The sequence below is a fragment of the Burkholderia sp. 9779_493 genome (assembly GCF_015712215.1).
In the GTDB taxonomy this organism is placed as follows: Bacteria; Pseudomonadota; Gammaproteobacteria; order Burkholderiales; family Burkholderiaceae; genus Burkholderia; species Burkholderia cenocepacia.
This window is the reverse complement of sequence record NZ_JACCQA010000027.1, coordinates 14,536-38,855: the sequence shown is the minus strand read 5'-3', so window position 1 is coordinate 38,855 and position 24,320 is coordinate 14,536. Positions and strand designations below refer to the sequence as shown.

Below are 24,320 nucleotides of genomic sequence, written 5' to 3'. Positions count from 1 at the left end.
CGCGGCAGGTGGCGAAGCCTGGCCGCGCAGTGCCGGCGGCGCCCCGCGCGTGCCGGCACGACTGACCTGCGCACCGCCCGCCGCGCGCGGCCGGGCGGCGCGCACCACGGAGGATCGATGGATCTCGACGGCGCCAGCCGCAATCTCACTGTCGCCGCGTTGCTGACGCTGTCCGGCGGCTATCTCGACGCGTACACGTACGTCGGCCACGGCCACGTGTTCGCGAACACGATGACCGGCAACGTCGCGCTGCTCGGCATCAACCTGTCGGCCGGCGAATGGGCCGCCGCGCTGCACCACGTGCCGCCGCTCGGCGGCTTCGTGCTCGCGGTGTTCGTCGCGCACCTGCTGGGCCTCGCCGCGCAGCGCGGCTGGATGCGGCATACGGCGTTCGTGAGCCTGATCGTCGAGATCGCGTTTCTCGGCGTCGCCGCGAGCGGCCTCGTCGGCGCGTCGAGCGCATGGCTGATTCCGGGCATCTCGTTCGTCGCGACGCTGCAGACGCTGTCGTTCACCCATCTCGAGGCACTGTCGTACACGTCGGTGATGACGACCGGCAACCTGCGGCGTGCCGCGCAGAAACTGTTCGTCGGGCTGATTCCACGCTACGACGTGGGCGCGCTGCACGACTCGGCGCTGCTCGCGACGATCAGTTTCTGCTTCCTGGCGGGCGCGGTGGTCGGCGGCCTCGTGACGCGGCTGGTGCCGGACGTCGCGCTGTGGGGCGCCGTGCTGCTGCTCGTCGGCGCGTTCGCGGAGATCGTGCGACGGGCCAGGCGTCGCGCGGGGAACGGCGGTGCGGGCGGCGAGGGCGGCAGCGGCGACGCGGGCAGCGGCAGCGACGGCGCGGCGCAAACCGCCTGACGGCACTCAGCCCGCAGCGCGCAGCCCGAGGTAGCCGATCGCAACGATCGCCCCGACTGTTTCGCCCGATCCGCGCTACCGCGCCGCACCCTCGCCGGACCTTGCGGCGCCGTGTGCGCTCGCCGGCGCCGTCGCTCCGCGCCCTGCCGCCGCGCGAGCCATGCCCGGCGCGGGAAACGTTGTTCCCGGACGACAATCGCGCGATTACCGCGTATTTCAATTTCTTTCAGCGTTCGCACTCGTCATATGATTCAGCCCACATCGTGCGCGCCATGAACGCGTGCGATCGCCACCCGGCTGCGCACGCGGCCGGCCATGAATGGAGACACCTACAAAAAGGAAAGCTCATGAAGCAGACCACCCGACTCGCAGCCATCGCAGGGGGCGCCGCGCTCGCATTTGCCAGCCAGTACGCGGCCGCACAAAGCTCGGTCACGCTCTGGGGCGTCGCCGACGCCAGCATCCGTTACCTGACCAACGCCAACGCCAAGAACGACGGCCTGCTGTCGATGAGCAACGGCGCGATCACCAACAGCCGCTTCGGCATCTACGGCACGGAAGACCTCGGCGGCGGCCTGAAGGCCGTGTTCAACCTCGAGAGCGGCGTGAACCTGCAGAACGGCGCATTCGCCGACAGCGGCCGCCTGTTCAACCGCGCGGCGTACGTCGGCCTGCAGAGCCCGTACGGCACGGTGACCCTCGGCCGGCAGAAGACGCCGCTGTTCGACCTGCTGTCGGATACGTACGATCCGCTCACCGTCGGCAACTACCTCGAAAACGCGTGGCTGCCGGTCGCCCTCGGCGGCGGCCTGTATGCGGACAACCAGATCAAGTACACGGGCAAGTTCGAGGGCCTGACGGCGAAGGCGATGTACTCGACCGGCACCAACTACGAATCGACCGGCGCCGGCGGCTTCTCGGGCCAGATTCCGGGTTCGCTCGGCAAGGGCAATGCGTGGGGCGTGTCGCTGTCGTACGTGATGGGTCCGCTCAGCATCGCGGCCGGCGCGCAGCAGAACAGCGACAACTCGGCGCGCAAGCAGACGATCTACCACGCGAACATCGTGTACGCGTTCAGCAAGGCGAAGATCTACGCGGGCTACCTGCGTTCGAAGGACGACACGGGCTTCGTCGACAGCCTGCTCGCGCAGCAGACGATTCCGGTCGCGAAGGGCACGGGCCGCATCGACGACGGTCCGTTCGCGGGTGTGAGCTGGCAGGTCAGCGCGCCGCTGACGCTGACGGGCGCGTTCTACTACGACCACATGCGCAATGCGATGACCACGAACGGCACGCTCGCGAGCGGCAACCGCTACGCGGTCGTCGGCATCGCCGAGTACGCGCTGAGCAAGCGCACCGAAATCTACGGCACCGTCGACTTCAACAAGACGACCGGCGCGGCGAACGTCGAGCTGCCCGGCCGCAGCAACCAGACGGGCATCGCGATCGGCCTGCGCAATATCTTCTGACGAACGTCGGAACGCATGCGCCGGCTTCGTCCGGCGCACATCGAAGAGGCTCCGCGAGGAGCCTCTTTTTTTTCGTCACGCGACCTTCATACGCGCGCACGACTAATCGGCGGGCGCTCCATTGCGGAAGTCCCGCGCCGTAAGCGATCCGTCGGCAATCCAGAACATACTTTTACAGTGCGCGCGCAGGCTTTCCGCTACGCTGCGTGCATCGCTCGTGGCATGCCGTCAGGCGTGCGCGTGCGTCGTTCCGGTGACGCTCCGCGAGCGCGGCCGGCCTGATGCGTAACTTGTGTATCCGGCGATGACAAACACGGTCCGCCGGTTTCTTTCGTGGGACGATGCGCTCACGATTTTCTAGAAAGGGGATGACGATGGGTATCCTGAACGTCGTGGGTGAAATCGCCGGCGCAGTCGCCGCCGTCGAAGGCGCGGAAAAGCTGGATCCGGATGCGGGACTCTTGACCAAGGCGGCCGCGGCCGTCGCGGGTTTCAAGGGCGCCGAGGCGATCGAAGGCATGCTCGAGAAGAAGGACGAGCAGCCGCAGCAGGCGGACGACACGCAGGCGACGGACGGCAGCGACACGTCGCAGGCATGAGCATGGCGGCCGGTCGGCCGCGGGCGCGCCCTTCGCGCGCCAGGGCCGGCCGGTGCCGCGCAATCGGCAGGTCGGGCATGCGGTCGATCGGTGACGCATGGCACAACCGCCAGCCGGTTTGACCGGCGAGAGGCCTCGTCTCTCGCCGTTTTTTATGGGGCGCGCGGCACGCACCACGCGCCGCACGAATCCCCGAATCTTGCTATCGTCCCTCCATCCGAACTGCGATGAGGGAATGCGATGGATTTCGACTACGACCTGTTCGTCATCGGCGCCGGCTCGGGCGGCGTGAGGCTCGCACGCATGGCGGCGTCCTACGGCGCACGCGTCGGCATAGCGGAAGAAGAGCAGATCGGCGGCACCTGCGTGCTGCGCGGCTGCATCCCGAAGAAACTGCTGGTCTATGCGTCGCACTATCCGCACGAGGTCGACGACGCGAAGGGCTTCGGCTGGACCTTCGGCGCCGGCACGCTCGACTGGTCCGCGCTGATCGCCGCGAAGGATCGCGAGATCAACCGGCTGAGCGACATCTACATCAACCTGCTGCGGCAATCGGGCGTCGACATGCACACCGGCCGCGCGACGCTCGTCGATGCGCACACGGTCGCGATCGGCACGCGCACGATCCGCGCGCGCCACCTCGCGATCGCGACCGGCTCGCGGCCGTCGCTGCCGCCGCGGCCCGGCATCGAGCACGCGATCACGTCGCGCGAGGCGCTGTCGCTCGCGGCGCTGCCCAAACGCATCGCGGTGGTCGGCGGCGGCTATATCGCGGTCGAGTTCGCGGGCATCTTCAACGGTTTCGGCAGCCACGTCGACGTGTTCTATCGCGGCGAAAAAATCCTGCGCGGCTTCGACGACGACGTGCGCCAGTTCCTGACCGACGAGATGACGAAGCAGGGCGTCACGATTCATGCGCGCGCGGTGATCGAATCGATCGAACGCGCGGACGACGGCGCGCTGTTCGTGCGCGTCGGCGACGCGCGGCACGGGCCGTACGATCAGGTGCTTTATGCGACGGGGCGCGTGCCGAACGTCGACGGAATCGGGCTCGAGCAGGCGGGCATCCTGCTCGATGCACGCGGCGCGATTGCCGTCGATGCGTATTCGGCGACGTCGGTGCCGTCGATCCACGCGATCGGCGACGTCACGTCGCGGCCGCAGCTCACGCCGGTCGCGACGCGCGACGGCGCGCTGCTCGCGCGCACGCTGTTCGGCGGGTCGCGCGTGGCGGTCGATCACGCGTACGTGCCGTCGGCCGTGTTCAGCCAGCCGGAGGTCGCGACGGTCGGCCTGACCGAAGCCGATGCGCGGCACGCGCACGGCGACGTCGACATCTACCGCACGTCGTTCAAGGCGTTGCGCCACACGCTGTCGGGCCGCGACGAGCGCACGCTGATGAAGCTCGTCGTCGCGCGCGACAGCCAGCGCGTGGTCGGCGCGCACATGGTCGGCCGCGATGCGGGCGAGATCATCCAGGGCATCGCGATCGCGATTCGCGCGGGCGCGACGAAGGCGCAGTTCGACGACACGATCGGCATTCATCCGACCGCGGCCGAGGAGTTCGTGACGATGCGGCAGAAGGTGGCCGATTAGCAGAATGGCACGCGCGTGTGCATCGCTGCACGCGCGTGTGCGGCCGGAATGCCGAACGGCGTATTTTAGAGATATCGATTGTTCGGATCGACGGTATGAATTAACGCGTGTCGATATCGGCGGATCGACCGTTAATCCGCCGATATCGACACGGAAGACCGGCGAGTATCGCGCGCATGTCGCGCGAGCCCTTGCCTGCAGGGCTTTGCGCGCGAATGGGTCGCCGAATAAAAATAAGCGTGAAAATCGTCAATTATTATCAAGATAAGCCGTCTTGATAAACAGGCTTGATATGATCGCGAAAAATCATATACGGGGCCGACCATGCGCGATCAACAGCGTAGTAATCAGAATAACGGAATCATCCGTGCGCGCGATGCAGGCGCGTATCGCATTGTCGATCCGCTTTTCGCCGTGACGCATCCGTTGCGCGCGCTCCTCCATGACTTGCAGCGATCGCCGAATCGGCGATGAACGCGTGCGTGTGCCCCGCGCAGTGCCATCTTTTCCAGCAAGGAGACCAGCAGTGAACATTCAGACACGACGCACCGTCCTCGTGGCGGCCGCGGTCGTTGCGGCGCTGTCCGGCTGCGCGACCGAATCGTCGCGCACGCTCGACGTGCCGGCCGTCAGCAGCGCGCAGAAGCCGTACGCGGGCAAGCCCGTCGCGATCGCCGTCGGCAAGTTCGACAACCGCTCGAGCTACATGCGCGGCATCTTCTCCGACGGCATCGACCGCCTCGGCGGACAGGCGAAGACGATCCTCGTCACGCGCCTGCAGCAGAGCCGCCGCTTCAACGTGCTCGATCGCGAGAATCTCGACGAGATCAGGCAGGAAGCGGGCTTCATGAAGAAGGCGCAGGCCGTGAAGGGCGCGAACTACGTGGTGACCGGCGACGTGACCGAGTTCGGCCGCAAGGACGTCGGCGATCATCAGCTGTTCGGCATTCTCGGTCGCGGCAAGACGCAGGTCGCGTACGCGAAGGTCAACCTGAACATCGTCGACACGACGACGTCGGAAGTCGTCGCATCGAGCCAGGGCGCGGGCGAATTCAGCCTGTCGAACCGCGAGGTGATCGGCTTCGGCGGCACCGCCGGCTACGACTCGACGCTCAACGGCAAGGTGCTGGACCTCGCGATCCAGGAAGCCGTGAACCATCTCGTCGACCAGGTCGACGCCGGCGTGCTGAAGGCCGCGCAGTAAGTGCCGCGCGCGATACGGCGCGCACGAATCATTTCACCAACCAGAAGAGACAAGACCATGAAACGGGGAATCTGGCTGCCGGCGACGGCGGCCGCCTTGCTGCTCGCGGGCTGCGCGGCGCCGACCACGCCGCCGCTGTATCAGTGGACCGGCTATCAGCCGCAGGTGTACGAATACTTCAAGGGGCAGCAAGCGCCGCAGCAGCAGATCGATGCGCTCGAAAAAGCGCTGCAGGAGATCCGCGCGAAGGGCCATACGCCGCCGCCGGGTTTCCATGCGCATCTCGGGATGCTGTATGCGAGCGTCGGCAACGAGCAGCAGGCCGAGCAGGAACTGCAGGCCGAGAAGCAGCTGTTCCCGGAATCCGCGTCGTATATGGATTTCCTGATGAAGAAGAAGGCCGGTGCGTCGAAAGCCGCGAATCCGGCGGCCGCCGGCCAGACCGTTGCCGATCGGAAGAATGCCGATTCGAATCCTGCCAAACAGTGACACGCCCGCCATGTTCAAGACACTTTCATTCAAGCTGCTGTTCGCGCTGTCGATCGCCGCGCTGCTGAGCGCGTGCGCGCAGCCGGTGCAACGTCCCGACTACACGGCGTTCAAGAAGAGCCAGCCGCGCTCGATCCTCGTGCTGCCGCCGGTCAATGAAACCACCGACGTCGGCGCGACTTACGGCGTGCTGTCGCAAATGACGCTGCCGCTCGCCGAGTCGGGCTACTACGTGGTGCCCGTCGCGGTGATGGACGAGACGTTCAAGCAGAACGGCCTGACGAATGCGACCGACATCCAGGCTACGTCGCCGGCGAAGCTGCGCGAGATCTTCGGCGTGGACGCCGTGCTGTATTCGAAGGTCACGCAGTACGGCTCCGTCTACCAGCTGGTCGACAGCACGACGACCGTTGCCGCGTCGGCGAAGCTCGTCGACCTGAAGAGCGGCGACGTGCTGTGGCAGGGCGAGGGCCGCGCGACCGGCAAGGAAGTCGGCAACAACATGAGCGTCAATGCGTTCGGGATCGTCGGGGCGCTCGTGCAGGCAGCCGTCAAGCAGGTCGCGCATTCGCTGACCGACGAAGCGCATGACGTGGCCGGGCTGACGAGCACGCGGCTGTTGTCGGCGGGCCCGCCGAACGGGCTGCTGTACGGGCCGCGCTCGCCGAAGTACGGTACCGACTGACGCGCGGCGGCTTCTCCCGAATCCTGCCGCCGGACCGAACGGCCGCTCGAACGAGCGGCCGTTCTGCTTTTGCGCGGTGACGCTGCGCGCGCTCAATGCACGCCGAACGCATCCAGCAGCCGATACCAGCTCATCGCGAGCACCAGCGCCGGCGTGCGCAGCGCCGCGCCGCCGGGGAAGTCGCGATGCCGGATCTTGTCGAACAGGTCGAAGCGGCTCGCCTGTCCGTCGATCGCCTCGGCGATCAGCCTGCCCGCGAGCGCGGTCGTGTTCACGCCGTGCCCCGAAAACCCCTGCGCGAAATACGTGGTCGGCGTGATGCGGCCGAAGTGCGGCGCGCGGTTCATCGTGATGTCGACGAAACCGCCCCACGCATAGTCGACCTTCACGTCCGCGAGCTGCGGGAACGTCTTCAGCATGTCGGCGCGCATCGCCGCCGCGAGATCGCGCGGCGCGCGCGTCGAATAGCTGACCTTGCCGCCCCACACGAGCCGCGTGTCGGGCGCCGGCCGGAAGTAGTCGAGCACGAAGCGGCTGTCGCAGATCGCCGCGCGGGCAGGCATCAGCGCGGCGGCGCGCGCTTCGCCGAGCGGCTCGGTCGCGATCACGTAGGTGCCGACCGGCATGATCTTCCTCGACAGCGCGGGCGCGAGCGTGCCGACGTAGGTATTGCAGGCGAGCACGACGAAGCGCGCACGCACGTTGCCGCCGCCCGTCTCGACGACGTGGCCGCCGGACACGTCGCGCACGCGTGTCACGCAGCTGTCCTCGTGGATGCGCACGCCCGCGTCGGTGGCCGCCCGCGCGAGGCCGAGCGTGTAGTTGAGCGGATGAAGATGGCCGCTATCGGGGTCGTACAGGCCGCCGCAATAGCGGGCCGACTGCACGTAGTCGCCGAGTTCGTCGGCTTCGACGAAGTGGAAGCGGTCGTAGCCGAAGCGCTTCGCGGCTTCGTCGCGCCAGCGTTTCAGCGCATCCGCGTCGCGCTCGGTGTTGGCCGCGGTCAGATAGCCGGGCACCAGCGCGCAGTCGATGTCGTGCCGCGCGATGCGCGACTTCACGAGCGACAGCGTCTCGAGCCCCATGTCCCAGATGCGCTTCACGTCGCCTTCCGGCATGAACTGCGCGAACGTGTCGATGTCGCACGCGAAGCCGCCGATCAACTGGCCGCCGTTGCGGCCGCTCGCCGCCCATCCGACCCGCGACGCTTCGAGCACGGTCACCGAATGGCCGCGCTCGGCGAGATTGAGCGCGGCGGACAGGCCCGTGAGGCCCGCGCCGATCACGCACACGTCGGCGTCGATCGTGCCGGCGAGCGGCGCGTGGCGGGTCGTATCGTTGGCGGTCGCCGCGTAGTACGACGCGACGTGCGGCTGGTTGGCGAATGTCTGCATGATCAGGAAAGCGGAGTGAAAGGGCTCAGAACAGCTCGCGTACGCGGTGGTACAGCATCCCGAGTTCGAGCGCGGGTTGCCGCCATGCATCGCCGCCGGGAAAGCGCCGGTGACGCAGGCGGGCGAACAGGTCGAACGCGTGCGTGTCGCCCGCGATCGCGCCGGCGACCGCGCGTCCGGCGATGCCGGTGAGCGCGACGCCGTGGCCGCTGAAGCCCTGGACGTAGAAGAAGTTCGGATCGATCGCGCCGAAATCCGGCGCGCGGTTGCGCGTGACGTCGACGAAGCCGCCCCACGCGTGGTCGACGCGCACGTCGCCGAGCTGCGGGAACACGCCGACCATGCGTTGCCGGATCGCTTCGGCGAGCGCCGCGGGCGATGCGCCGGCCGAATTCGCCCGGCCGCCGAACAGCATCCGGTGGTCGGCCGACAGCCGGAAATAGTCGAGGAAGAAGTTGTTGTCGCACACGGCTTCGCGCCGGGCGATCAGTGCATCGGCGCGCGCCCGGCCGAGCGGCTCGGTCGCGATGATGTACGACGCGATCGGCGCGATGCGCGCGGCGGTCGCGGCCGGCAGCACGCCGCCGGGCCCGGCGTTGCAGCACGACACGACGAAGCGGCAGCGCACTTCGCCCGACGGCGTGCGCACGACGGGCCGGGCGCCGCGCACGACGTCGAGCGCCGGCGTGTGCGCGTACAGCGCGACGCCTTCGCGGCGTGCGGCATCGGCAAGGCCGAGGCAGTACTTGAGCGGATGCAGATGGCCCGACAGCGGATCGTGCACGCCGGCCAGATAGCGCGTCGATGCGATGCGCGCGTGGATCTCGCCGGTATCGAGCCAGGCGAGCGACGGATGGCCCCAGCGCGACGTCGCGGCGTTCATCCACGCACGCAGGTCGTCGATGCGGCGCGGCTTCGTCGCGACCGTCAGGTAGCCGCGCGTGAAGTCGCAGTCGATCCCGTAGCGCGCGATGCGCTCGGCGATCAGCGCGACGCCGTCGAGCGACAGCGACCACGCGGCGCGCGCGCCGTCGGGGCCGAGCTGCTGCTCGATCACCTCGTCTTTCGCGAAACCGGTGATCGCCTGGCCGCCGTTGCGGCCCGACGCGCCCCAGCCGGGCCGCTGCGCATCGATCACGGCGACCGACAGCCCGCGCGCGCGGCAGTCGAGCGCCGTCGACAGGCCGGCGAAGCCGGCGCCGATCACGCAGACGTCGACGTCGATCGCCGCGTCGAGCATCGGATCGTCCGCCACGGGCCGCGTGGCCGTGGCTTCGTAGTACGAGTCGCGCGCGAGCGCATCGGCGCGGCGGGTGAAAGACTGCGTCATGAAACCGACTCCCTCGACAAGGCTGCAACGGCGCGCAGCCACCCGGAAAACGGCGCGGGACGCCGTGCGTGCGGCACGTCGCCCCGCGCGTGCTGCATCAGAACGAATAGATGAACTGCGTCGCGAGCAGGTCGTTGGACTTGCCGTACGACCCGTCGTTGCGCAGGAACACCTTGTTGTTCGCCCAGTCGTGCCGGTATTCGACCTTCACGGTGATCTGCTGGGTCGGATAGAACAGCAGGTCGAGCGCGACGTCCTGGCGCACCGCGCCCTTGCACTCGAAGCCCAGGCCGCCGCCGGCCTTCGACTGCGCGAGACAGTCCGCGTCGACGCCGAAACCGTTGCTCGGGTCCATCCCGTTGCCGTTCAGCGCGATGCCGCCGCCGCCGCCGCCGTTCTTCGAGTTCGCGAGCAGGTCGTAGCGCAGCGTCACGCCCATGCGGCCGACCACCGGCGCGTTGAACTTGCGGTGCGCGAGCAGCGACAGCCCGTACCACTGCGCGAGCCCGCCGTTGAACGCCGCATGCTGCTGCCGGCCGTAGTCGACTTCGGCGTTGTACTGCACGTCGGCGAGCGTGTAGGTCGCGTCGAGTTCGCCGAAGAAGAACGAACCGTAGCCGCTCGGCGCCGCGCCGCCCGGGCCGTAGTGGACGACACCGTCCGCGTCGATCGCGCTCGACAGCGTCTGGCGGCCGATGTTGAACGAGCCGCCGAGATCGAGCGCGCTCGACCACGTGTAGTCCGCGCGCGCGGTGAAGGTCGGCACCTTGTTGCTGGTGGTGATCGGGTCGCCGAGCGCATTGGTGCCCGTCTGCGTGACCGAACCGTAGGTGCGGTACTGCTCGTTGCCGAGGAAGAACTTCCACGCCCAGGCGCCCTTCGTGTAGTTCGCGCCGACACCGACGTAGCTGCCCGGATCGGAGAAATCGTACAGCAGGTTGTGCGTGAGCGTGAGCATCTGGTTCGACTGCTGCACTTCGTAGCCGCCGAAGCTCGGGATCAGGCCGGCGACCAGCGTCGTTTCCGCGGTGATCGGCACGTTGATCACCGCCGTGTTCAGCAGGTTGTCGGTGATCGAGCCGCGCGAGTTCTGCAGCAGCGTGATGCCGTTGCCGCGGTTCGGCATCAACGTGATCTCGGCCGATGGTGCCATCGGGCCGACGCCGAAAGTCTTCTTGATGTCGAGGTAGAGATCGCCGAACGTGCTGTTGAAGTAGTTGTACGCGTTCTCGTGGTTCGCGAACAGGAACGACGACGTGCCGGCCGCGCGGTTGTAGATGTAGGTCGGATCGATGTAGCCGGTGACCGACAGGCCGGCGAGCGGGCCGGTGTTGGCCGCGTCGGTCAACGAATCGACCTTCAGCTGCTGGTTCGCGATCTGCTGCTTCATCTCGCTGACCTCGTCGTTGGTCAGCGTCGCGCGTGCCTTGCCGTAATCCGGCGAGCCCGGGTCGGCGGCGACCGCGACGGCGTTGCCGCCGCCGGCCATGCCGCCGCTCGCGCCGGACGTCGCGCCCCCCCCTGCGCCGCCCGGCTTCGCGGCGAGCTGCGCCTGCATGGCCTTCATCTGTTTCTGCAGCGCGGCGACCTGCGCCTGCAGCGCCTTGATTTCGGCGGATGTCGAACCGGCCAGCGCGATGCCCGGCAACGCGCCGGCCACCAGCAGGCAGATCAGTTTCTTCTTCATTGCGGATTCTCCTAGTCGTGCGCCTGTCAAATCGGGATCGAATCGCGCGCCCCCCTGGGGCAGCGCGTCTTGCTTGTCTGCAGTGCTTGTTATCGTCGAAGCAGGAGGCCGGCGGTCAGGCCACCGCGAACGCGGCCTTCAGGTCGGCCATCCGGCGTCGTTCGCGCGCGATCATCATCCGGTTCACGACGATCACGCCGATCGTCACGGCCGTGATGAACAGCGTCGCCAGCGCGTTCATCTCCGGGTTCAGCCCCAGCCGCACGCGCGAGAACACCACCAGCGGCAGCGTCGTCGACCCCGGCCCGGACAGGAACGCCGACAGCACCAGATCGTCGATCGACAGCGTGAACGACAGCAGCCAACCCGACAGCAGCGCCTGCGAGATCAGCGGCAGCGTCACCACGAAGAACACCTTCAGCGGCGTCGCGCCCAGGTCGAGCGCGGCCTCCTCGAGCGACTTGTTCATCTCCTTCACGCGCGACTGCACGATGATCGCCACGTACGACACGCACAACATCACGTGGCCGATCCAGATCGTCACCATCCCGCGCCCCTTCGGCCAGCCGAACATCTGCTCGAGCGCGACGAACAGCAACAGCAGCGAAATCCCCTGGATCACCTCCGGAATCACCAGCGGTGCGTTGATCATCCCGGTGTACAGCGTGAAGCCCTTGAAGCGGCCGAAGCGCGCGAGCACGAAGCCGGCCCACGTGCCGATCACGACCGACGCGGTGGCCGTCAGCAGGCCGATCTTCAGCGACAGCCACGCGGCGGTCAGCAGCTCGTCGTCGTCGAGTAGCGCCGCGTACCACTTCAGCGAGAAGCCCGACCACACCGTCACGAGCTTCGATTCGTTGAACGAGTACACGATCAGGCTGATGATCGGGATGTAGAGGAACAGGAAGCCGAAGGCGAGAACGCCCGTCGACAGCGGTTTGCTCGGCTTGATCATTTCGCGTCTCCCAGTTCCTTGACCTGGTAGTACTGGAACAGCGCCATCGGCACGAGCAGCAGCATCACCATCGCGACCGTCACCGCGGACGCCATCGGCCAGTCCATGTTGTTGAAGAATTCATCCCACATCACGCGGCCGATCATCAGCGTGTCGGCGCCGCCGAGCAGCTCCGGAATCACGTACTCGCCCACCGCCGGGATGAACACGAGCAGGCTGCCGGCGATGATCCCGTTCTTCGACAGCGGCAGCGTGATGCGCGTGAACGCGACCCACGGTTTCGCGCCGAGGTCGTACGCGGCTTCGAGCAGCGTCAGGTCCATCTTCACGAGGTGCGCGTACAGCGGCATCACCATGAACGGCAGGTACGAATAGACCATCCCGATGTAGACGCCCGCGTCGCTGTGATAGAGCCGCAGCGGCGTGTGGATGATGCCGAGCGCGATCAGCGTGTGGTTCAGCAGGCCGTCGTCCTTCAGGATGCCGATCCATGCGTACACGCGGATCAGGAACGACGTCCAGAACGGCAGCATCACGGCCATCATCAGCACGTTGCGACGGTTCGGCTCCGAGCGCGCGATGTAGTACGCCATCGGGTAACCGATCAGCAGGCACAGCACCGTCGACACGGCGGCCATCTTCAGCGAGCTGAGGTAGGTCGCGATGTACAGGTCGTCCTGCAGCAGGAACGCGTAGTGCGACAGCTGCAGCGCGAAGTGCACGACGCCGTCCTTGATCTCGACGAGCGACGTGTACGGCGGGATGCCCATCACCTGGTCGGCGAAGCTGATCTTCAGCACCAGCACGAACGGCAGCGCGAAGAACACGGCGAGCCACAGGAACGGCACGCCGATCGCGACGTTGCGGCCCGACGGCAGGAAGCGCGACAGCACGGAGAAGCGGCTGCGGCGTTGATGAGCCTGGGTGACAGCGGTAGCGCCGGTCGGCACCGGCGCGGAAGGCGTGGAAGCGGAGGTTCTCATCGTGGCGTCCTCACTGCGTCAGCACGACGCCGCTGGCCGGCGACCACGACACGAACACGTCGTCGTTCCACGCGGGCGCGCCGTCGTTCATCAGGTGCGAGCTCGACAGGTTCGACACCACCGTCTTGCCGCTCGGCAAACGCACGTGGTACAGCGAATAGCTGCCCATGTACGCGATGTCGGTGACGACGCCGCGCGCCCAGTTGTGCTTCGAGCCCGGCTTCTCGCGCGACACGTGCACGCGCTCCGGGCGCACCGAGATGCCGACCGGCATCCCGAGCGGGCCGGTCACGCCGTGGCTCACGTACATGCGCGTTTCGAGATCGTCGCTTTCGACGAAGATGTGATCGGGCTCGTCCTCGACGACGCGCCCCTCGAACAGGTTGGTCGAGCCGATGAATTCGGCCGAGAAGCGGCTGTTCGGGTATTCGTAGACTTCGCCGGGCGAGCCGATCTGCACGATCTTGCCTTCGCTCATCACCGCGAGGCGGCTCGCCATCGTCATCGCTTCTTCCTGATCGTGCGTGACCATCACGCAGGTCACGTCGACCTTCTCGATGATGTTGACCAGTTCGAGCTGGGTCTTCTGGCGGATCTTCTTGTCGAGCGCGGACATCGGCTCGTCGAGCAGCAGCAGCTTCGGGCGCTTCACCAGCGAGCGGGCGAGCGCGACGCGCTGCTGCTGGCCGCCGGACAGCTGATGCGGCTTGCGCTTCGCGTACTTGCTCATCTGCACGAGCGCGAGCGCGTCGGCCACGCGCTCCTTGATCTCGTGCTTCGGCGTGCCTTCCTGCTTCAGGCCGAATGCGACGTTCGATTCGACCGTCATGTGCGGAAACAGCGCATACGACTGGAACATCATGTTGACCGGGCGGCGGTACGGCGGCAGCGACGCGAGGTCCTCGCCGTCGACGAAGATCTTGCCGGAGGTCGCCGTTTCCAGCCCGGCGAGCATGCGCAGCAGCGTGGACTTGCCGCAGCCCGAGCTGCCGAGCAGCGCGAACAGCTCGTTCTTCGCGATCGTCAGGTTCACGTTGTCGACGGCCGTGCTGTCGCCGAATTTCTTCACGACGTTTTCGATGCGCACGAACGCGTCGTTTTGCGTGCGGGGCGCCGTGGCCGGTTGGGTCTGTCGTGCAGCAGCGGAAGAGGGTATCGATTGCATGGGAGTCACCATTCGTTCTTCACGGATTGCAGGCGTGAGCGTCCCCGCGCGAGGCGCGCAACGCGACTCGCGGACGACGGCTCGTGCCGGATGGAACAGCGCGCGCGGGGCGCGCGAGCGGACGGACGTCCGCGGATCTCAGGCGGTCAGTGGCCCGTCTTCAACTGGGCCCACAGACGGTTCTCGAGGCGCAGGATGTCGGCCGGCATCGGCTTCATCAGCACCATCTTCTTCAGCACGTCCTCGGGCGGGTAGACGGTCGGGTCCTGCGCGACGGCCGGCGTGACGAACGGGTGCGCGGCCTTGTTCGCGGTCGGGTAGAACACCGTGTTGGTGATCGCCGCGTTGACCTTCGGATCGGACACGTAGTTGATCCACTTCATCGCGGCTTCCGGGTGCGGCGCATCCTTCGGGATCACCATCACGTCGAACCACAGCAGGCCGCCTTCCTTCGGGTTCGCGAACTTGATGTCGTACGAGCGCTTCGCTTCCGACGAGCGGCGGTGCGCGATGCCGATGTCGCCCGACCAGCCGAGCGCGACGCACACGTCGTTGTTCGCGAGATCGTTGATGTAGCCGGACGAGTTGAACTGGGTGATGTACGGGCGGACTTTCTTCAGGACTTCGAAGGCAGCCTGGTAGTCGCCGGGGTTCTTGCTGTTCGGGTCCTTGCCCATGTATTGCAGCGTGGCGGCGAACACGTCGACGGCCTGGTCGAGGAACGACACGCCGCAGCCCTTCAGCTTCTCCATGTTGGCCGGGTCGAACACCAGCGCCCAGCTGTCGACCGGCGCCTTGTCGCCGAGCGCCTTCTTCACCGCCTGCACGTTGTAGCCGATGCCGTCCGTGCCGTAGGCCCACGGCACGCCGTACTGGTTGCCCGGATCGGCGTCGGCGATCATCTTCATCAGCAGCGGGTCGAGGTTCGCGAGGTTCGGAATCTTCGACTTGTCGAGCTTCTGGTACACGCCGGCCTGGATCTGCTTGGCCATGTAGTTCGACGTCGGCACGACGATGTCGTAGCCCGAGCTGCCGGCCAGCAGCTTCGCCTGCAGCGTGTCGTCGCTGTCGTAGTTGTCGTACTTGACGTGGATACCCGTCTGTTTCTGGAAGTTCGGGATCGTGTCCGGCGCGATGTAGTCGGACCAGTTGTAGACGTTCAGTTCGTCGGCATGCGCCGACGGGCTGGCGACCGACGTGAGCGCGGCCGCGGCGGCGAGGGCGGCGACGGAACAGGCTTGGCGAAGAATGCAGGCACGCATGGTGGAATTCCCCTGGATGATGGCGGCGTGCGGCGCCCGCCGCACGCCTGTAGGCAAAAACCGTTACGAAATACCCAGTTGCTGGGCGGTGGCATCGACGGCCTTCTTCGCCTTCGACACGAGTTCATCGATTTCCTGGCGCGAGATCACGAGCGGCGGCGACAGCAGCATCCGGTCGCCGGTCGCGCGCATGATCAGGTTGCCGTTGAAGCAGAAGTCGCGGCAGATCGTGCCGACGTCGCCGCCGTTCGCGAAGCGGCGGCGTTCGGCCGGCGCTTCGGCCAGTTGCAGGCTCGCGACCATCCCGTGGCCATGCACTTCGCCGACGATCGGATGACGCGCGAAGGTTTCGCGCATCAGCGCCTGGAAGTACGGGCCGGTATCGGTCTTCACGCGCTCGACGATGCCCTCGTCGCGCAGCAGCTTCAGGTTCGCGACCGCGACGGCGGCTGCCACCGGGTGACCCGAATACGTGAGGCCGTGATTGAATTCGCCGTTGTCGATGATCGGACGCGCGACGCGCTCGTGAATGCCCACCGCACCCATCGGCACGTAACCCGACGTGAGGCCCTTGGCCATCGTGATCAGATCCGGCTCGAAGCCGAAGTGCTGGTGCGCGAACCATTCGCCGGTACGGCCGAAACCGCCGATTACTTCGTCGGCGACCAGCAGGATGTCGTACTTGCGGCAGATCCGCTGGATTTCCGGCCAGTACGTCGACGGCGGGAAGATCACGCCGCCCGCGCCCTGGAACGGCTCGCCGATGAAGGCCGCGACGTTCTCCGCGCCGAGTTCGAGAATCTTCGCTTCGAGCTGCTGCGCGCGCGCGAGGCCGAATGCTTCGGGCGTCTCGCCGGCTTGCGCTTCGCCGAAGAAGTACGGCTGGTCGATGTGCACGATGTGCTCCACCTTCGACGGCATCTGCTCGTGCATGTAGCCCATCCCGCCGAGCGTGCCGCCCGCGATCGTCGAGCCGTGATAGCCGTTCTTGCGCGAGATCACGTATTTCTTCTGCGGCTTGCCCTGCACGCGCCAGTACTGGTGCACGAGTCGCAGCACGGTGTCGTTGCCTTCCGAGCCGCTGTTGCAATAGAAGAAGTGGTTGAAGCCGGCCGGCGTCACTTCCGCGAGCATCGCGGAAAGCTCGATCACCGGCGGATGCGTGGTCTTGAAGAACGTGTTGTAGAACGGCAGTTCCTGGATCTGGCGATACGCGGCGTCGGCGAGTTCCTTGCGCCCGTAACCGACGTTCACGCACCACAGGCCGGCCATCCCGTCGATCACCTTGTTGCCGTCCGAGTCCCACAGGTAGACGCCGTCGGCCTTCACGATCACGCGGCTGCCGGCACGATTGAGCGAGCCCATGTCCGAGAACGGATGGATGTGGTGCGCGGCGTCGAGCGCGCGGTATTCGGCGGTCGAGCGTGCCTGCGTCGCGCGCGGCGCGGCGGCCGTGGCGGTCGGTGCGGCCGGCTGGATCCAGGCAGATTCGTTGCGGTAAGTCATGTTTCCTCCGTGATTCCGTATGCGGTTGGCACGCTTACACGTGCAGCAGCAGATGGCGGCGTTCCCACGAGCTGATCACGCGGAAGAACGCTTCGTATTCGGTTTCCTTCAGCGCGAAATACGCCTTCAGGAACTTGTGCCCGAGGATCTCGCCGAGCGGCTCGCACGCGGCCATCAGCGTCAGCCCTTCCTCGAGGTTGCGCGGCAACTGGTACGGCAGGCTGTAGCCGTCGCTCACCAGCGGCTCGGTCGGCTCCAGGCGCTGCGTCATGCCGAGATAGCCGGCCGCGAGCGTCGCGGCGAGCGCGAGGTACGGGTTGCAGTCGACGCCCGGGATGCGGTTTTCGATACGACGCGCGGCCGGGCCCGAATGCGGAATGCGGAAACCCACCGTGCGGTTGTCGTAGCCCCACTGCACGTTGATCGGCGCGGCCATGAAGCGCGACAGGCGGCGGTACGAGTTGATGTACGGCGCGAAGATCGGCATCAGCGCCGGCGTGTACTTCTGCAGCCCCGCGAGATAGTTGTAGAACATCGACGTCGCGCCGCCGGTTTCCTGCGACGTGAACAGGTTCTGGCCCGTTTCCTCGTCGACGATGCTCTGGTGCACGTGCATCGCCGAACCCGGTTCGTCTTCCATCGGCTTGGCCATGAACGTCGCGTACATGTTGTGGCGCAGCGCGGCCTCGCGCACCGTGCGCTTGAACAGGAACACCTGGTCGGCCAGCGACAGCGCGTCGCCGTGCATGAAGTTGATCTCCATCTGCGCGGCGCCGACTTCGTGGATCAGCGTGTCGATGTCGAGGTTCTGCGATTCGCAGTACTCGTAGATGTCCTCGAACAGCGGATCGAACTCGTTGACGGCCTCGATCGAGTACGACTGGCGGCCCGTTTCGGGGCGGCCCGTGCGGCCGACCGGCGGACGCAGCGGCAGGTCGGGGTCCTTGTTCATGTCGACCAGGTAGAACTCGAGTTCCGGCGCGACGACCGGCTTCCAGCCCTTCGCCTTGTACAGGTCGAGCACGCGGCGCAGCACGTAGCGCGGCGAGATCTCGACCGGCGAGCCGTCGAAGTGCACGCAGTCGTGGATCACCTGCGCGGTCGGGTCGACGGCCCACGGAATCAGGCGGATCGTCGATGTGTCGGGCACGCACACCATGTCGGGGTCGGTCACGCCGGTCAGCGAGCCGTCTTCCGGATATTCGCCGGTGACGGTCTGCACCATCACGGCTTGCGGCAGGCGCATCGATTCGCCGGACGTGAACTTGTTGCGCGGCGTGATCTTGCCGCGCGCGATGCCGGCCATGTCGGGAATGATCGCTTCGATCTCGGTGATCCGGTGCTGCTTCAGAAAGTCTTCGATGTCTTGCATGTCTGTTCTCGTTGTCTGGTGGGCGCGCTCAGGCGAGCGCGGCGGCGGCCGTGGCGCGCGTGCGGGCGGCGCGGCGCGCGCGGCACGCGTCGCCGAACGCGCGGAAGATCGCGCTCGACAGCGGGTCCTGCGCATGTCGCCATTCCGGATGCCACTGCACGGCGAGCGCGAACGCCGGTGCGTCGACGACGCTCACGGCCTCGATCAGGCCATCCGGCGCGACGGCCTCGACCGCGAGGCCGGAGCCGAGTTGCGCGACGCCCTGCTTGTGCAGCGAGTTCACCTGCACTTCGTCGAGGCCGCCGGCGAGCGCATGCAGCTGGCCGCCGGGCGTCAGGCGCACGACGTGCGCAGGGCCGTATTGCGTATCCATCGGCGCGTCGTCGTCCTCGCGGTGGTCGGCGAAGCCGGGCACGTCGTGCACGCGCTGATGCAGCGTGCCGCCGCACACGACGTTCAGCTCCTGGAAGCCGCGGCACACGGCGAGCACGGGCACGCCCGCGACGATGGCCGCGCGCAGCAGCGGCAGCGTCGTCGCGTCGCGCGCCGGGTCGTGCTTCGTGCCCGGTGCGCTCGGTTCGCCGCCATACAGATGCGGCTCGACGTTCGAGTAGCTGCCGGTAAACAGCAGCCCGTCGACCGCGTCGAGCACGTCGGCGGTCGACTGGCGCTCGCCGAGGGCGGGCAGCACCATCGCGAGCGCCTGCGCGCCGTCGACGATCGCGGCGACGTATTTGTCGCCGACCGTATGCGACGCGTGGGCGCCGGTCTGGGTGAGGTCGGCGGTGATGCCGACGAGAGGTTTCCTTTCCATGACGTCAATCAGTAATCCGTAGGGACGTGACGTGCATCGAGCCGGATGCGGCAAAACGCAGGCGCGACACGACCCCGCAGCCGGGCGCGAGGCGCACGGCCGCTGGTGAATGGGCGCAACGGGATGGCGTGGCGATCCGCGCTGCGCGCGACGATCAGGCCGTCGTTCGTTTCCTCGCGATACGCGACGCGGCAACGTATGCGCGAACGCGTTCCGTCACCGCACGGAAGATGCGGTTGGCGAATCGGCACATGAAACGGACGACGTGAAGAAAGGAGAGGCGCTACGGCAGCAGCGACGCCACTTCGTCGGTATCGACGGCGACGAATGCGCGTGCGGAAACGGCGTTGTGACGCCGAACGGAACGACGGGACAGGATGGTGTAGATCGACAGGTGAAGCAGGCGAGGACTATGCCAGCCGCAACTGCCGTCGGAAGCGGGAACGGCGCTGCGCAAACTTCGCACATCGCCTCGATCCCACCTCACCAGAGGGCCACGGACTCTCACGATTACACTCGACTGGTTTGTTGAAAGTATTGAACACCTGATCGTTTCGACGCACGGGGCGTTTAAAATAATCGAGGCGCCGGTCCTGCGTCATTTACATTGACGGGCATCAATTGTTGCGTTGCGATAACGCTTTTCGATGCCTATGAAAGCCTGATGACGCCGACCTGAGAGCCAGCATATACGAGCCAATAACGGCGTCAAATGTTTTTTAATGGTCCTGCATCAGGGCTTTCCCGAGCAGTGCGAACAAAAGATTCGCAAAAGGAATAATCGGCATGCCGTTCATTATTTCGAACGGCTTTCAGGGTTTTCCCCGCTGATGTGCGGCATAAAGTGATTAGAATATTCAACGGCTGTCCCATGCGTCGTTTCACTTTGTCATCGCACTTATCGTGTCCGAAACCGAATCGATGTCCACCGAAGTCGCCGAGCGCCTGCGTTTCGTGCGCAACAAGCATGGCCTGTCGCAGCGCGAACTCGCGAAACGCGCCGGCGTCACCAACGGCACGATCTCGCTGATCGAACAGGGCCGCGTGAGCCCGTCGGTCGGCTCGCTGAAGAAACTGCTCGAATGCATCCCGATGAGTCTCGCGGAGTTCTTCACGTTCGAGCTCGTCGAATCGCGCGCGGTCGTGTCGCGCCGCGACGAGATGCCGAACCTCGGCAACGAGTCGCTCGCGTTTCAGCTCGTCGGCGCGAACGTGAAGGATCGCAACATGTGCATCCTGCGCGAGACCTACCAGCCGCTGGCCGACACGGGGCCCGAGATGCTGGTGCACGCGGGACACGAGGGCGGCGTCGTCGTGTCGGGCCGGCTCGAGTTGACCGTCGACGGCGCGACGTGGCTGCTCGACCCCGGAGACGGCTACTACTTCGAAAGCCGTTTGCCGCATCGTTTTCGCAATCCCAGCGCGGAACTGATCTGCGAGGTCGTGTCGGCCAATTCGCCGGCGACCTTCTGACCGCGCGTCACCGCATTCGCTGCAGGCCGGCCGCATGCCTCGCGCGCGGCGCGCCGCATCGCGAATGCCACAACATTGAGGCATCCTGATGAACAAGTTGACTTTGGCTGACTGGCAACACAAGGCGGCGTCGCTCGAGATCGAAGGGCGCGCATTCATCGATGGCGCGTCGCGCGACGCACATGGCGGCAGGACGTTCGACTGCGTGAGCCCGATCGACGGCCGCGTGCTGGCGAAGGTCGCCGATTGCGGCGAAGCGGACGTGAACGCGGCCGTCGCGGCAGCCCGCCGCGCATTCGACGCAGGCGTATGGGCCGGCCTGAACCCGCGCGCGCGCAAGGCCGTGCTGCTGCGCTGGGCCGCGCTGATGCGCGAGCATCTCGACGAACTGTCGCTGCTCGAGACGCTCGACGCGGGCAAGCCGATCGGCGACACGACGACGGTCGACGTGCCGGGCGCCGCGTACTGCGTCGAATGGTTCGCCGAGGCGATCGACAAGGTCGGCGGCGAGGTCGCGCCGGCCGATCATCATCTCGTCGGTCTCGTCACGCGCGAGCCGGTCGGCGTGGTGGCCGCCGTCGTGCCGTGGAACTTCCCGATCCTGATGGCCGCATGGAAATTCGGCCCCGCGCTCGCGGCCGGCAACAGCGTCGTGCTGAAACCGTCGGAGAAGTCGCCGCTGACCGCGATCCGCGTCGCGCAGCTCGCGTTCGAAGCCGGCATCCCGGCCGGCGTATTCAACGTCGTGCCGGGCGCGGGCGAACCGGGCAAGCTGCTCGCGTTGCATCGCGACGTCGACTGCATCGCGTTCACGGGCTCGACGGCGGTCGGCAAGCTGATCATGCAGTATGCGGCGCAGTCGAACCTGAAGCGCGCGTGGCTCGAGCTCGGCGGCAAGTCACCGAACATCGTGCTGCCCGACTGTCCCGATCTCGACCGCGCGGCGCAGACGGCGGCCGGCGCGATCTTCTACAACATGGGCGAGATGTGCACGGCCGGCTCGCGGCTGCTCGTGCATCGCGACATCAAGGACGCGTTCATCGAGAAGCTCGTCGCGGCCGCCCGCGCATACGTGCCCGGCAATCCGCTCGATCCGTCGGTGTCGATGGGCGCGATCGTCGACGGCATCCAGCTCGAACGCGTGCTCGGCTATATCGAAGCGGGGCGCGGCGAGGGCAGGCTCGTCACGGGCGGTGCGCGCGTGAACGCGGAAACGGGCGGCTTCTATGTCGAGCCGACGGTGTTCGAGGTGAAGCCCGACGCGAAGATCGCGCGCGAGGAAATCTTCGGGCCCGTGCTGTCGGTGATCGTGTTCGACGACGTCGACGAGGCCGTGCGGATCGCGAACGACACCGAATACGGGCTGGCCGCGGCCGTGTGGACGTCGAACCTGACGACCGCGCACGACGTGTCGCGCCGGCTGCGGGCAGGCACCGTGTGGGTGAACTGCTATGACGAGGGCGGCGACATGAACTTCCCGTTCGGCGGCTACAAGCAGTCGGGCAACGGCCGCGACAAGTCGCTGCACGCGCTCGAAAAGTACACCGAACTGAAGTCGACGCTGATCCGGCTGCGCTGACGCGCGGCCGGGCGCGAGCGTGTCGCCGTCCGGCGACGCGCCCGCAGCCTTCGGTGCGCGTTACGCGGTCCGCAGCGCGGGATGGAAGCCGGCGGCTTCGATGATCGACTGCACGCGCTCGGCGCCTTGCGCCGAGTCGACCTTGACGATCTTCGCCGCGACGTCGATGTCGAGCTTTGCGGCGGGGTCGGCGGCCGTCACCGCGCGCGTGATTGCGTTGGCGCAGCCGCCGCAGGTCATGTCCTGGACTTCGAATTCCATCGTGTTCTCCCGGATGGATGGTTGACGAATACGTGCAGCATGAAGCTTGCCATGGTGGGAAGGTCAAGCGCCGCACGCAACGAGGTGTACGGCATCAGCCATTTGTAATGCTGAAGTCTGACGAATCGCGATTCGTGTGCGCGCGTCAGTCCGAATTTTTCCCGATTGACGGCCATCCATTGTCGACGAAATCTCGCGGAGCCTTGCGCGGCAACGGGCGTGTCACGTCGATCGCGTACGATCTCCATGTTCGGAGTAAGGGTACTCCGAGGTGAAAATGCGAATCGATCTTAGTATCGATTCCCTTCGATATTTCCGTTCATTACGCACATGACCCGTTTCGCTATCGGTTTCGCACTGGCCCTGCTGGGCGCCTCGGCCACGTCCGCCTTCGCGGCCGACGACGTCGTCAACCTGACGCTGAAGGACCACAAGTTTTCGCCCGATGGCGTGACGATCCCCGCCGGCAAGAAAGTGAAATTCGTCGTGAAGAACCTCGACGCGACGCCGGCGGAATTCGAGAGCGACGACTTCAAGGCGGAGAAGGTCGTGCCGGCCGGCAAGTCGGTCGAGATCCTGGTCGGGCCGCTGAAGGCCGGGACCTACGAGTTCCACGACGAGTATCACGAAGCGCAGTCGAAGACGCACCTGACCGTCAAGTAAGCCGATACCGACATGCTGTCTACTGCCCTGATAGTCTTTCGTGAAGTGCTCGAGGCCGCGCTGGTGGTCTCGATCGTGATGGCTGCCACGAAGGGCGTGCCGCGGCGCGGCTGGTGGGTGGGCGGCGGGCTGGTCGGCGGCGTGGTCGGCGCCGGCCTGATCGCGGCGTTCGCCGACGTGATCTCGCAATGGGCGTCCGGCATGGGCCAGGAAGTCTTCAACGCGGGCGTGATGTTCGTCGCGACGCTGATGCTCGCGTGGCACTGCATCTGGATGAGCCGGCACGGTCGCGAAATGGCGCTGCACATGGGCGAGGTCGGCCGCGCGGTCGCGGCCGGCAGCCGGCCGCTGACGGGGCTCGCGATCGTGGTCGGCGTCGCGGTGCTGCGCGAGGGCTCCGAGGCCGTGCTGTTCCTGTACGGGATCGCCGCGGGCGATCCGGGCCAGACGCCGCAGATGATCGCCGGCGGGCTGCTCGGCGTGCTCGGCGGTGCGGGGCTCGGCTATGCGATGTACGCAGGCCTGCTGCAGATTCCGTTGAAGCGCCTGTTCTCCGTCACCAACGGGCTGATCGTGCTGCTCGCCGCGGGCATGGCGAGCCAGTGCGTCGGCTTCCTGCTGGCGGCCGGGCTCGTGCCGTCGTGGGGCGATGCGGTCTGGGACACGTCGTGGCTGCTCAAGGAAACGAGCATCGTCGGCAAGGCGCTGCATACGCTGATCGGCTATACCGCGCGCCCGGCGGGGATCCAGATCGCCGCGTACGTCGCGACGCTGGTGGCGATCCTCGTGCTGGCACGGTTCGTCGGCCGGCCGCAGGAGACGGTGAGGCCGCCGCGCGCCGCGGCGTGAGTGTTTCCGGGTTTCCCGGTTCGAATGAAACAAGGGGCGTCATGGACGCCCCTTGTTCATGTGCGGTGCGCGATGCACCTGCGCGGCCTTGCTGACGGCGGCCGCGGATGCGCGCGTTGCG

Annotated in this window: 23 protein-coding genes; 11 read left to right on the top strand and 12 right to left on the bottom strand. The window is 66.6% G+C overall.

What is annotated here, in order from left to right; all coding sequences use genetic code 11:
• Positions 1-117: 117 nt before the first annotated feature.
• From H0X95_RS25045 to H0X95_RS25015, 7 genes are all read left to right on the top strand, one after another.
• A complete protein-coding gene (locus tag H0X95_RS25045) occupies positions 118-864 on the top strand; it encodes a YoaK family protein (RefSeq protein WP_006495495.1) in 747 nt (248 codons plus the stop codon).
• Positions 865-1,211: 347 nt separating this feature from the next.
• Positions 1,212-2,333, top strand: coding sequence for a porin (locus H0X95_RS25040; RefSeq protein WP_012492356.1), 1,122 nt, complete (start codon positions 1,212-1,214; stop codon positions 2,331-2,333).
• Between the two features lie 374 nt (positions 2,334-2,707).
• Positions 2,708-2,932, top strand: coding sequence for a hypothetical protein (locus H0X95_RS25035; RefSeq protein WP_011546403.1), 225 nt, complete (start codon positions 2,708-2,710; stop codon positions 2,930-2,932).
• Positions 2,933-3,172: 240 nt separating this feature from the next.
• Positions 3,173-4,528 (top strand): glutathione-disulfide reductase, encoded by a 1,356-nt coding sequence (gor, locus tag H0X95_RS25030; RefSeq protein WP_059720869.1) that lies wholly within the window; start codon positions 3,173-3,175, stop codon positions 4,526-4,528.
• Between the two features lie 532 nt (positions 4,529-5,060).
• A complete protein-coding gene (locus H0X95_RS25025) occupies positions 5,061-5,732 on the top strand; it encodes a CsgG/HfaB family protein (protein ID WP_185626066.1) in 672 nt (223 codons plus the stop codon).
• A 57-nt stretch (positions 5,733-5,789) separates the two neighbouring features.
• Positions 5,790-6,221: a DUF4810 domain-containing protein gene (locus tag H0X95_RS25020; RefSeq protein ID WP_034201258.1), complete on the top strand. Its 432-nt coding sequence runs from the start codon at positions 5,790-5,792 to the stop codon at positions 6,219-6,221.
• Between the two features lie 10 nt (positions 6,222-6,231).
• On the top strand, positions 6,232-6,906 hold the full coding sequence (locus H0X95_RS25015; protein WP_059720870.1) for a DUF799 domain-containing protein: 675 nt from the start codon (positions 6,232-6,234) through the stop codon (positions 6,904-6,906).
• A gap of 92 nt (positions 6,907-6,998) precedes the next feature.
• Here H0X95_RS25015 and H0X95_RS25010 read toward each other — a convergent pair whose 3' ends face one another.
• From H0X95_RS25010 to H0X95_RS36030, 11 genes are all read right to left on the bottom strand, one after another.
• Positions 6,999-8,300, bottom strand: a complete 1,302-nt coding sequence (locus H0X95_RS25010; RefSeq protein ID WP_059720871.1) for an NAD(P)/FAD-dependent oxidoreductase — start codon at positions 8,298-8,300, stop codon at positions 6,999-7,001.
• 25 nt (positions 8,301-8,325) lie between these two features.
• Positions 8,326-9,630 (bottom strand): NAD(P)/FAD-dependent oxidoreductase, encoded by a 1,305-nt coding sequence (locus H0X95_RS25005; RefSeq protein WP_059720872.1) that lies wholly within the window; start codon positions 9,628-9,630, stop codon positions 8,326-8,328.
• 97 nt (positions 9,631-9,727) lie between these two features.
• Positions 9,728-11,317 (bottom strand): DUF3138 family protein, encoded by a 1,590-nt coding sequence (locus H0X95_RS25000; protein WP_006495490.1) that lies wholly within the window; start codon positions 11,315-11,317, stop codon positions 9,728-9,730.
• A gap of 115 nt (positions 11,318-11,432) precedes the next feature.
• On the bottom strand, positions 11,433-12,272 hold the full coding sequence (locus tag H0X95_RS24995; RefSeq protein ID WP_006485612.1) for an ABC transporter permease subunit: 840 nt from the start codon (positions 12,270-12,272) through the stop codon (positions 11,433-11,435).
• Entirely contained in the window at positions 12,269-13,255 is a 987-nt protein-coding gene (locus H0X95_RS24990; protein WP_006485610.1) for an ABC transporter permease subunit, read from the bottom strand. The genes H0X95_RS24995 and H0X95_RS24990 overlap by 4 nt, the downstream gene beginning before the upstream one ends.
• 10 nt (positions 13,256-13,265) lie before the next feature.
• Positions 13,266-14,420: an ABC transporter ATP-binding protein gene (locus tag H0X95_RS24985; protein WP_006485613.1), complete on the bottom strand. Its 1,155-nt coding sequence runs from the start codon at positions 14,418-14,420 to the stop codon at positions 13,266-13,268.
• Positions 14,421-14,566: 146 nt separating this feature from the next.
• On the bottom strand, positions 14,567-15,682 hold the full coding sequence (locus tag H0X95_RS24980) for a polyamine ABC transporter substrate-binding protein (protein WP_006485616.1): 1,116 nt from the start codon (positions 15,680-15,682) through the stop codon (positions 14,567-14,569).
• A gap of 63 nt (positions 15,683-15,745) precedes the next feature.
• Positions 15,746-17,188 carry an aspartate aminotransferase family protein gene (locus H0X95_RS24975; RefSeq protein WP_196446257.1) on the bottom strand — a complete coding sequence of 481 codons (1,443 nt, stop codon included), beginning with the start codon at positions 17,186-17,188 and terminating at the stop codon, positions 15,746-15,748.
• A 34-nt stretch (positions 17,189-17,222) separates the two neighbouring features.
• Positions 17,223-18,560 (bottom strand): glutamine synthetase family protein, encoded by a 1,338-nt coding sequence (locus H0X95_RS24970; protein ID WP_006485614.1) that lies wholly within the window; start codon positions 18,558-18,560, stop codon positions 17,223-17,225.
• A 28-nt stretch (positions 18,561-18,588) separates the two neighbouring features.
• Positions 18,589-19,374 carry a gamma-glutamyl-gamma-aminobutyrate hydrolase family protein gene (locus tag H0X95_RS24965; RefSeq protein ID WP_196446256.1) on the bottom strand — a complete coding sequence of 262 codons (786 nt, stop codon included), beginning with the start codon at positions 19,372-19,374 and terminating at the stop codon, positions 18,589-18,591.
• A 283-nt stretch (positions 19,375-19,657) separates the two neighbouring features.
• Positions 19,658-19,840, bottom strand: a complete 183-nt coding sequence (locus tag H0X95_RS36030; RefSeq protein ID WP_006488040.1) for a hypothetical protein — start codon at positions 19,838-19,840, stop codon at positions 19,658-19,660.
• Between the two features lie 455 nt (positions 19,841-20,295).
• On the opposite strand from H0X95_RS36030, the gene H0X95_RS24960 reads away from it, so the two are divergent.
• Both H0X95_RS24960 and H0X95_RS24955 read left to right on the top strand, forming a co-directional pair.
• The gene (locus H0X95_RS24960) at positions 20,296-20,847 is read left to right on the top strand and encodes a cupin domain-containing protein (RefSeq protein WP_034178391.1); all 552 of its coding nucleotides are present in this window, start codon (positions 20,296-20,298) and stop codon (positions 20,845-20,847) included.
• 88 nt (positions 20,848-20,935) lie between these two features.
• Positions 20,936-22,426 (top strand): aldehyde dehydrogenase, encoded by a 1,491-nt coding sequence (locus H0X95_RS24955; protein WP_006488053.1) that lies wholly within the window; start codon positions 20,936-20,938, stop codon positions 22,424-22,426.
• 60 nt (positions 22,427-22,486) lie between these two features.
• Here the strand turns inward: H0X95_RS24955 and H0X95_RS24950 are convergent, their stop codons facing one another.
• Positions 22,487-22,687 carry a heavy-metal-associated domain-containing protein gene (locus tag H0X95_RS24950; RefSeq protein ID WP_006477591.1) on the bottom strand — a complete coding sequence of 67 codons (201 nt, stop codon included), beginning with the start codon at positions 22,685-22,687 and terminating at the stop codon, positions 22,487-22,489.
• A 330-nt stretch (positions 22,688-23,017) separates the two neighbouring features.
• On the opposite strand from H0X95_RS24950, the gene H0X95_RS24945 reads away from it, so the two are divergent.
• Together H0X95_RS24945 and H0X95_RS24940 are read left to right on the top strand one after the other, a co-directional pair.
• A complete protein-coding gene (locus H0X95_RS24945) occupies positions 23,018-23,350 on the top strand; it encodes a cupredoxin domain-containing protein (protein WP_006488047.1) in 333 nt (110 codons plus the stop codon).
• A gap of 12 nt (positions 23,351-23,362) precedes the next feature.
• Positions 23,363-24,199, top strand: coding sequence for an FTR1 family iron permease (locus tag H0X95_RS24940; RefSeq protein ID WP_006488051.1), 837 nt, complete (start codon positions 23,363-23,365; stop codon positions 24,197-24,199).
• Positions 24,200-24,320 lie beyond the last annotated feature (121 nt).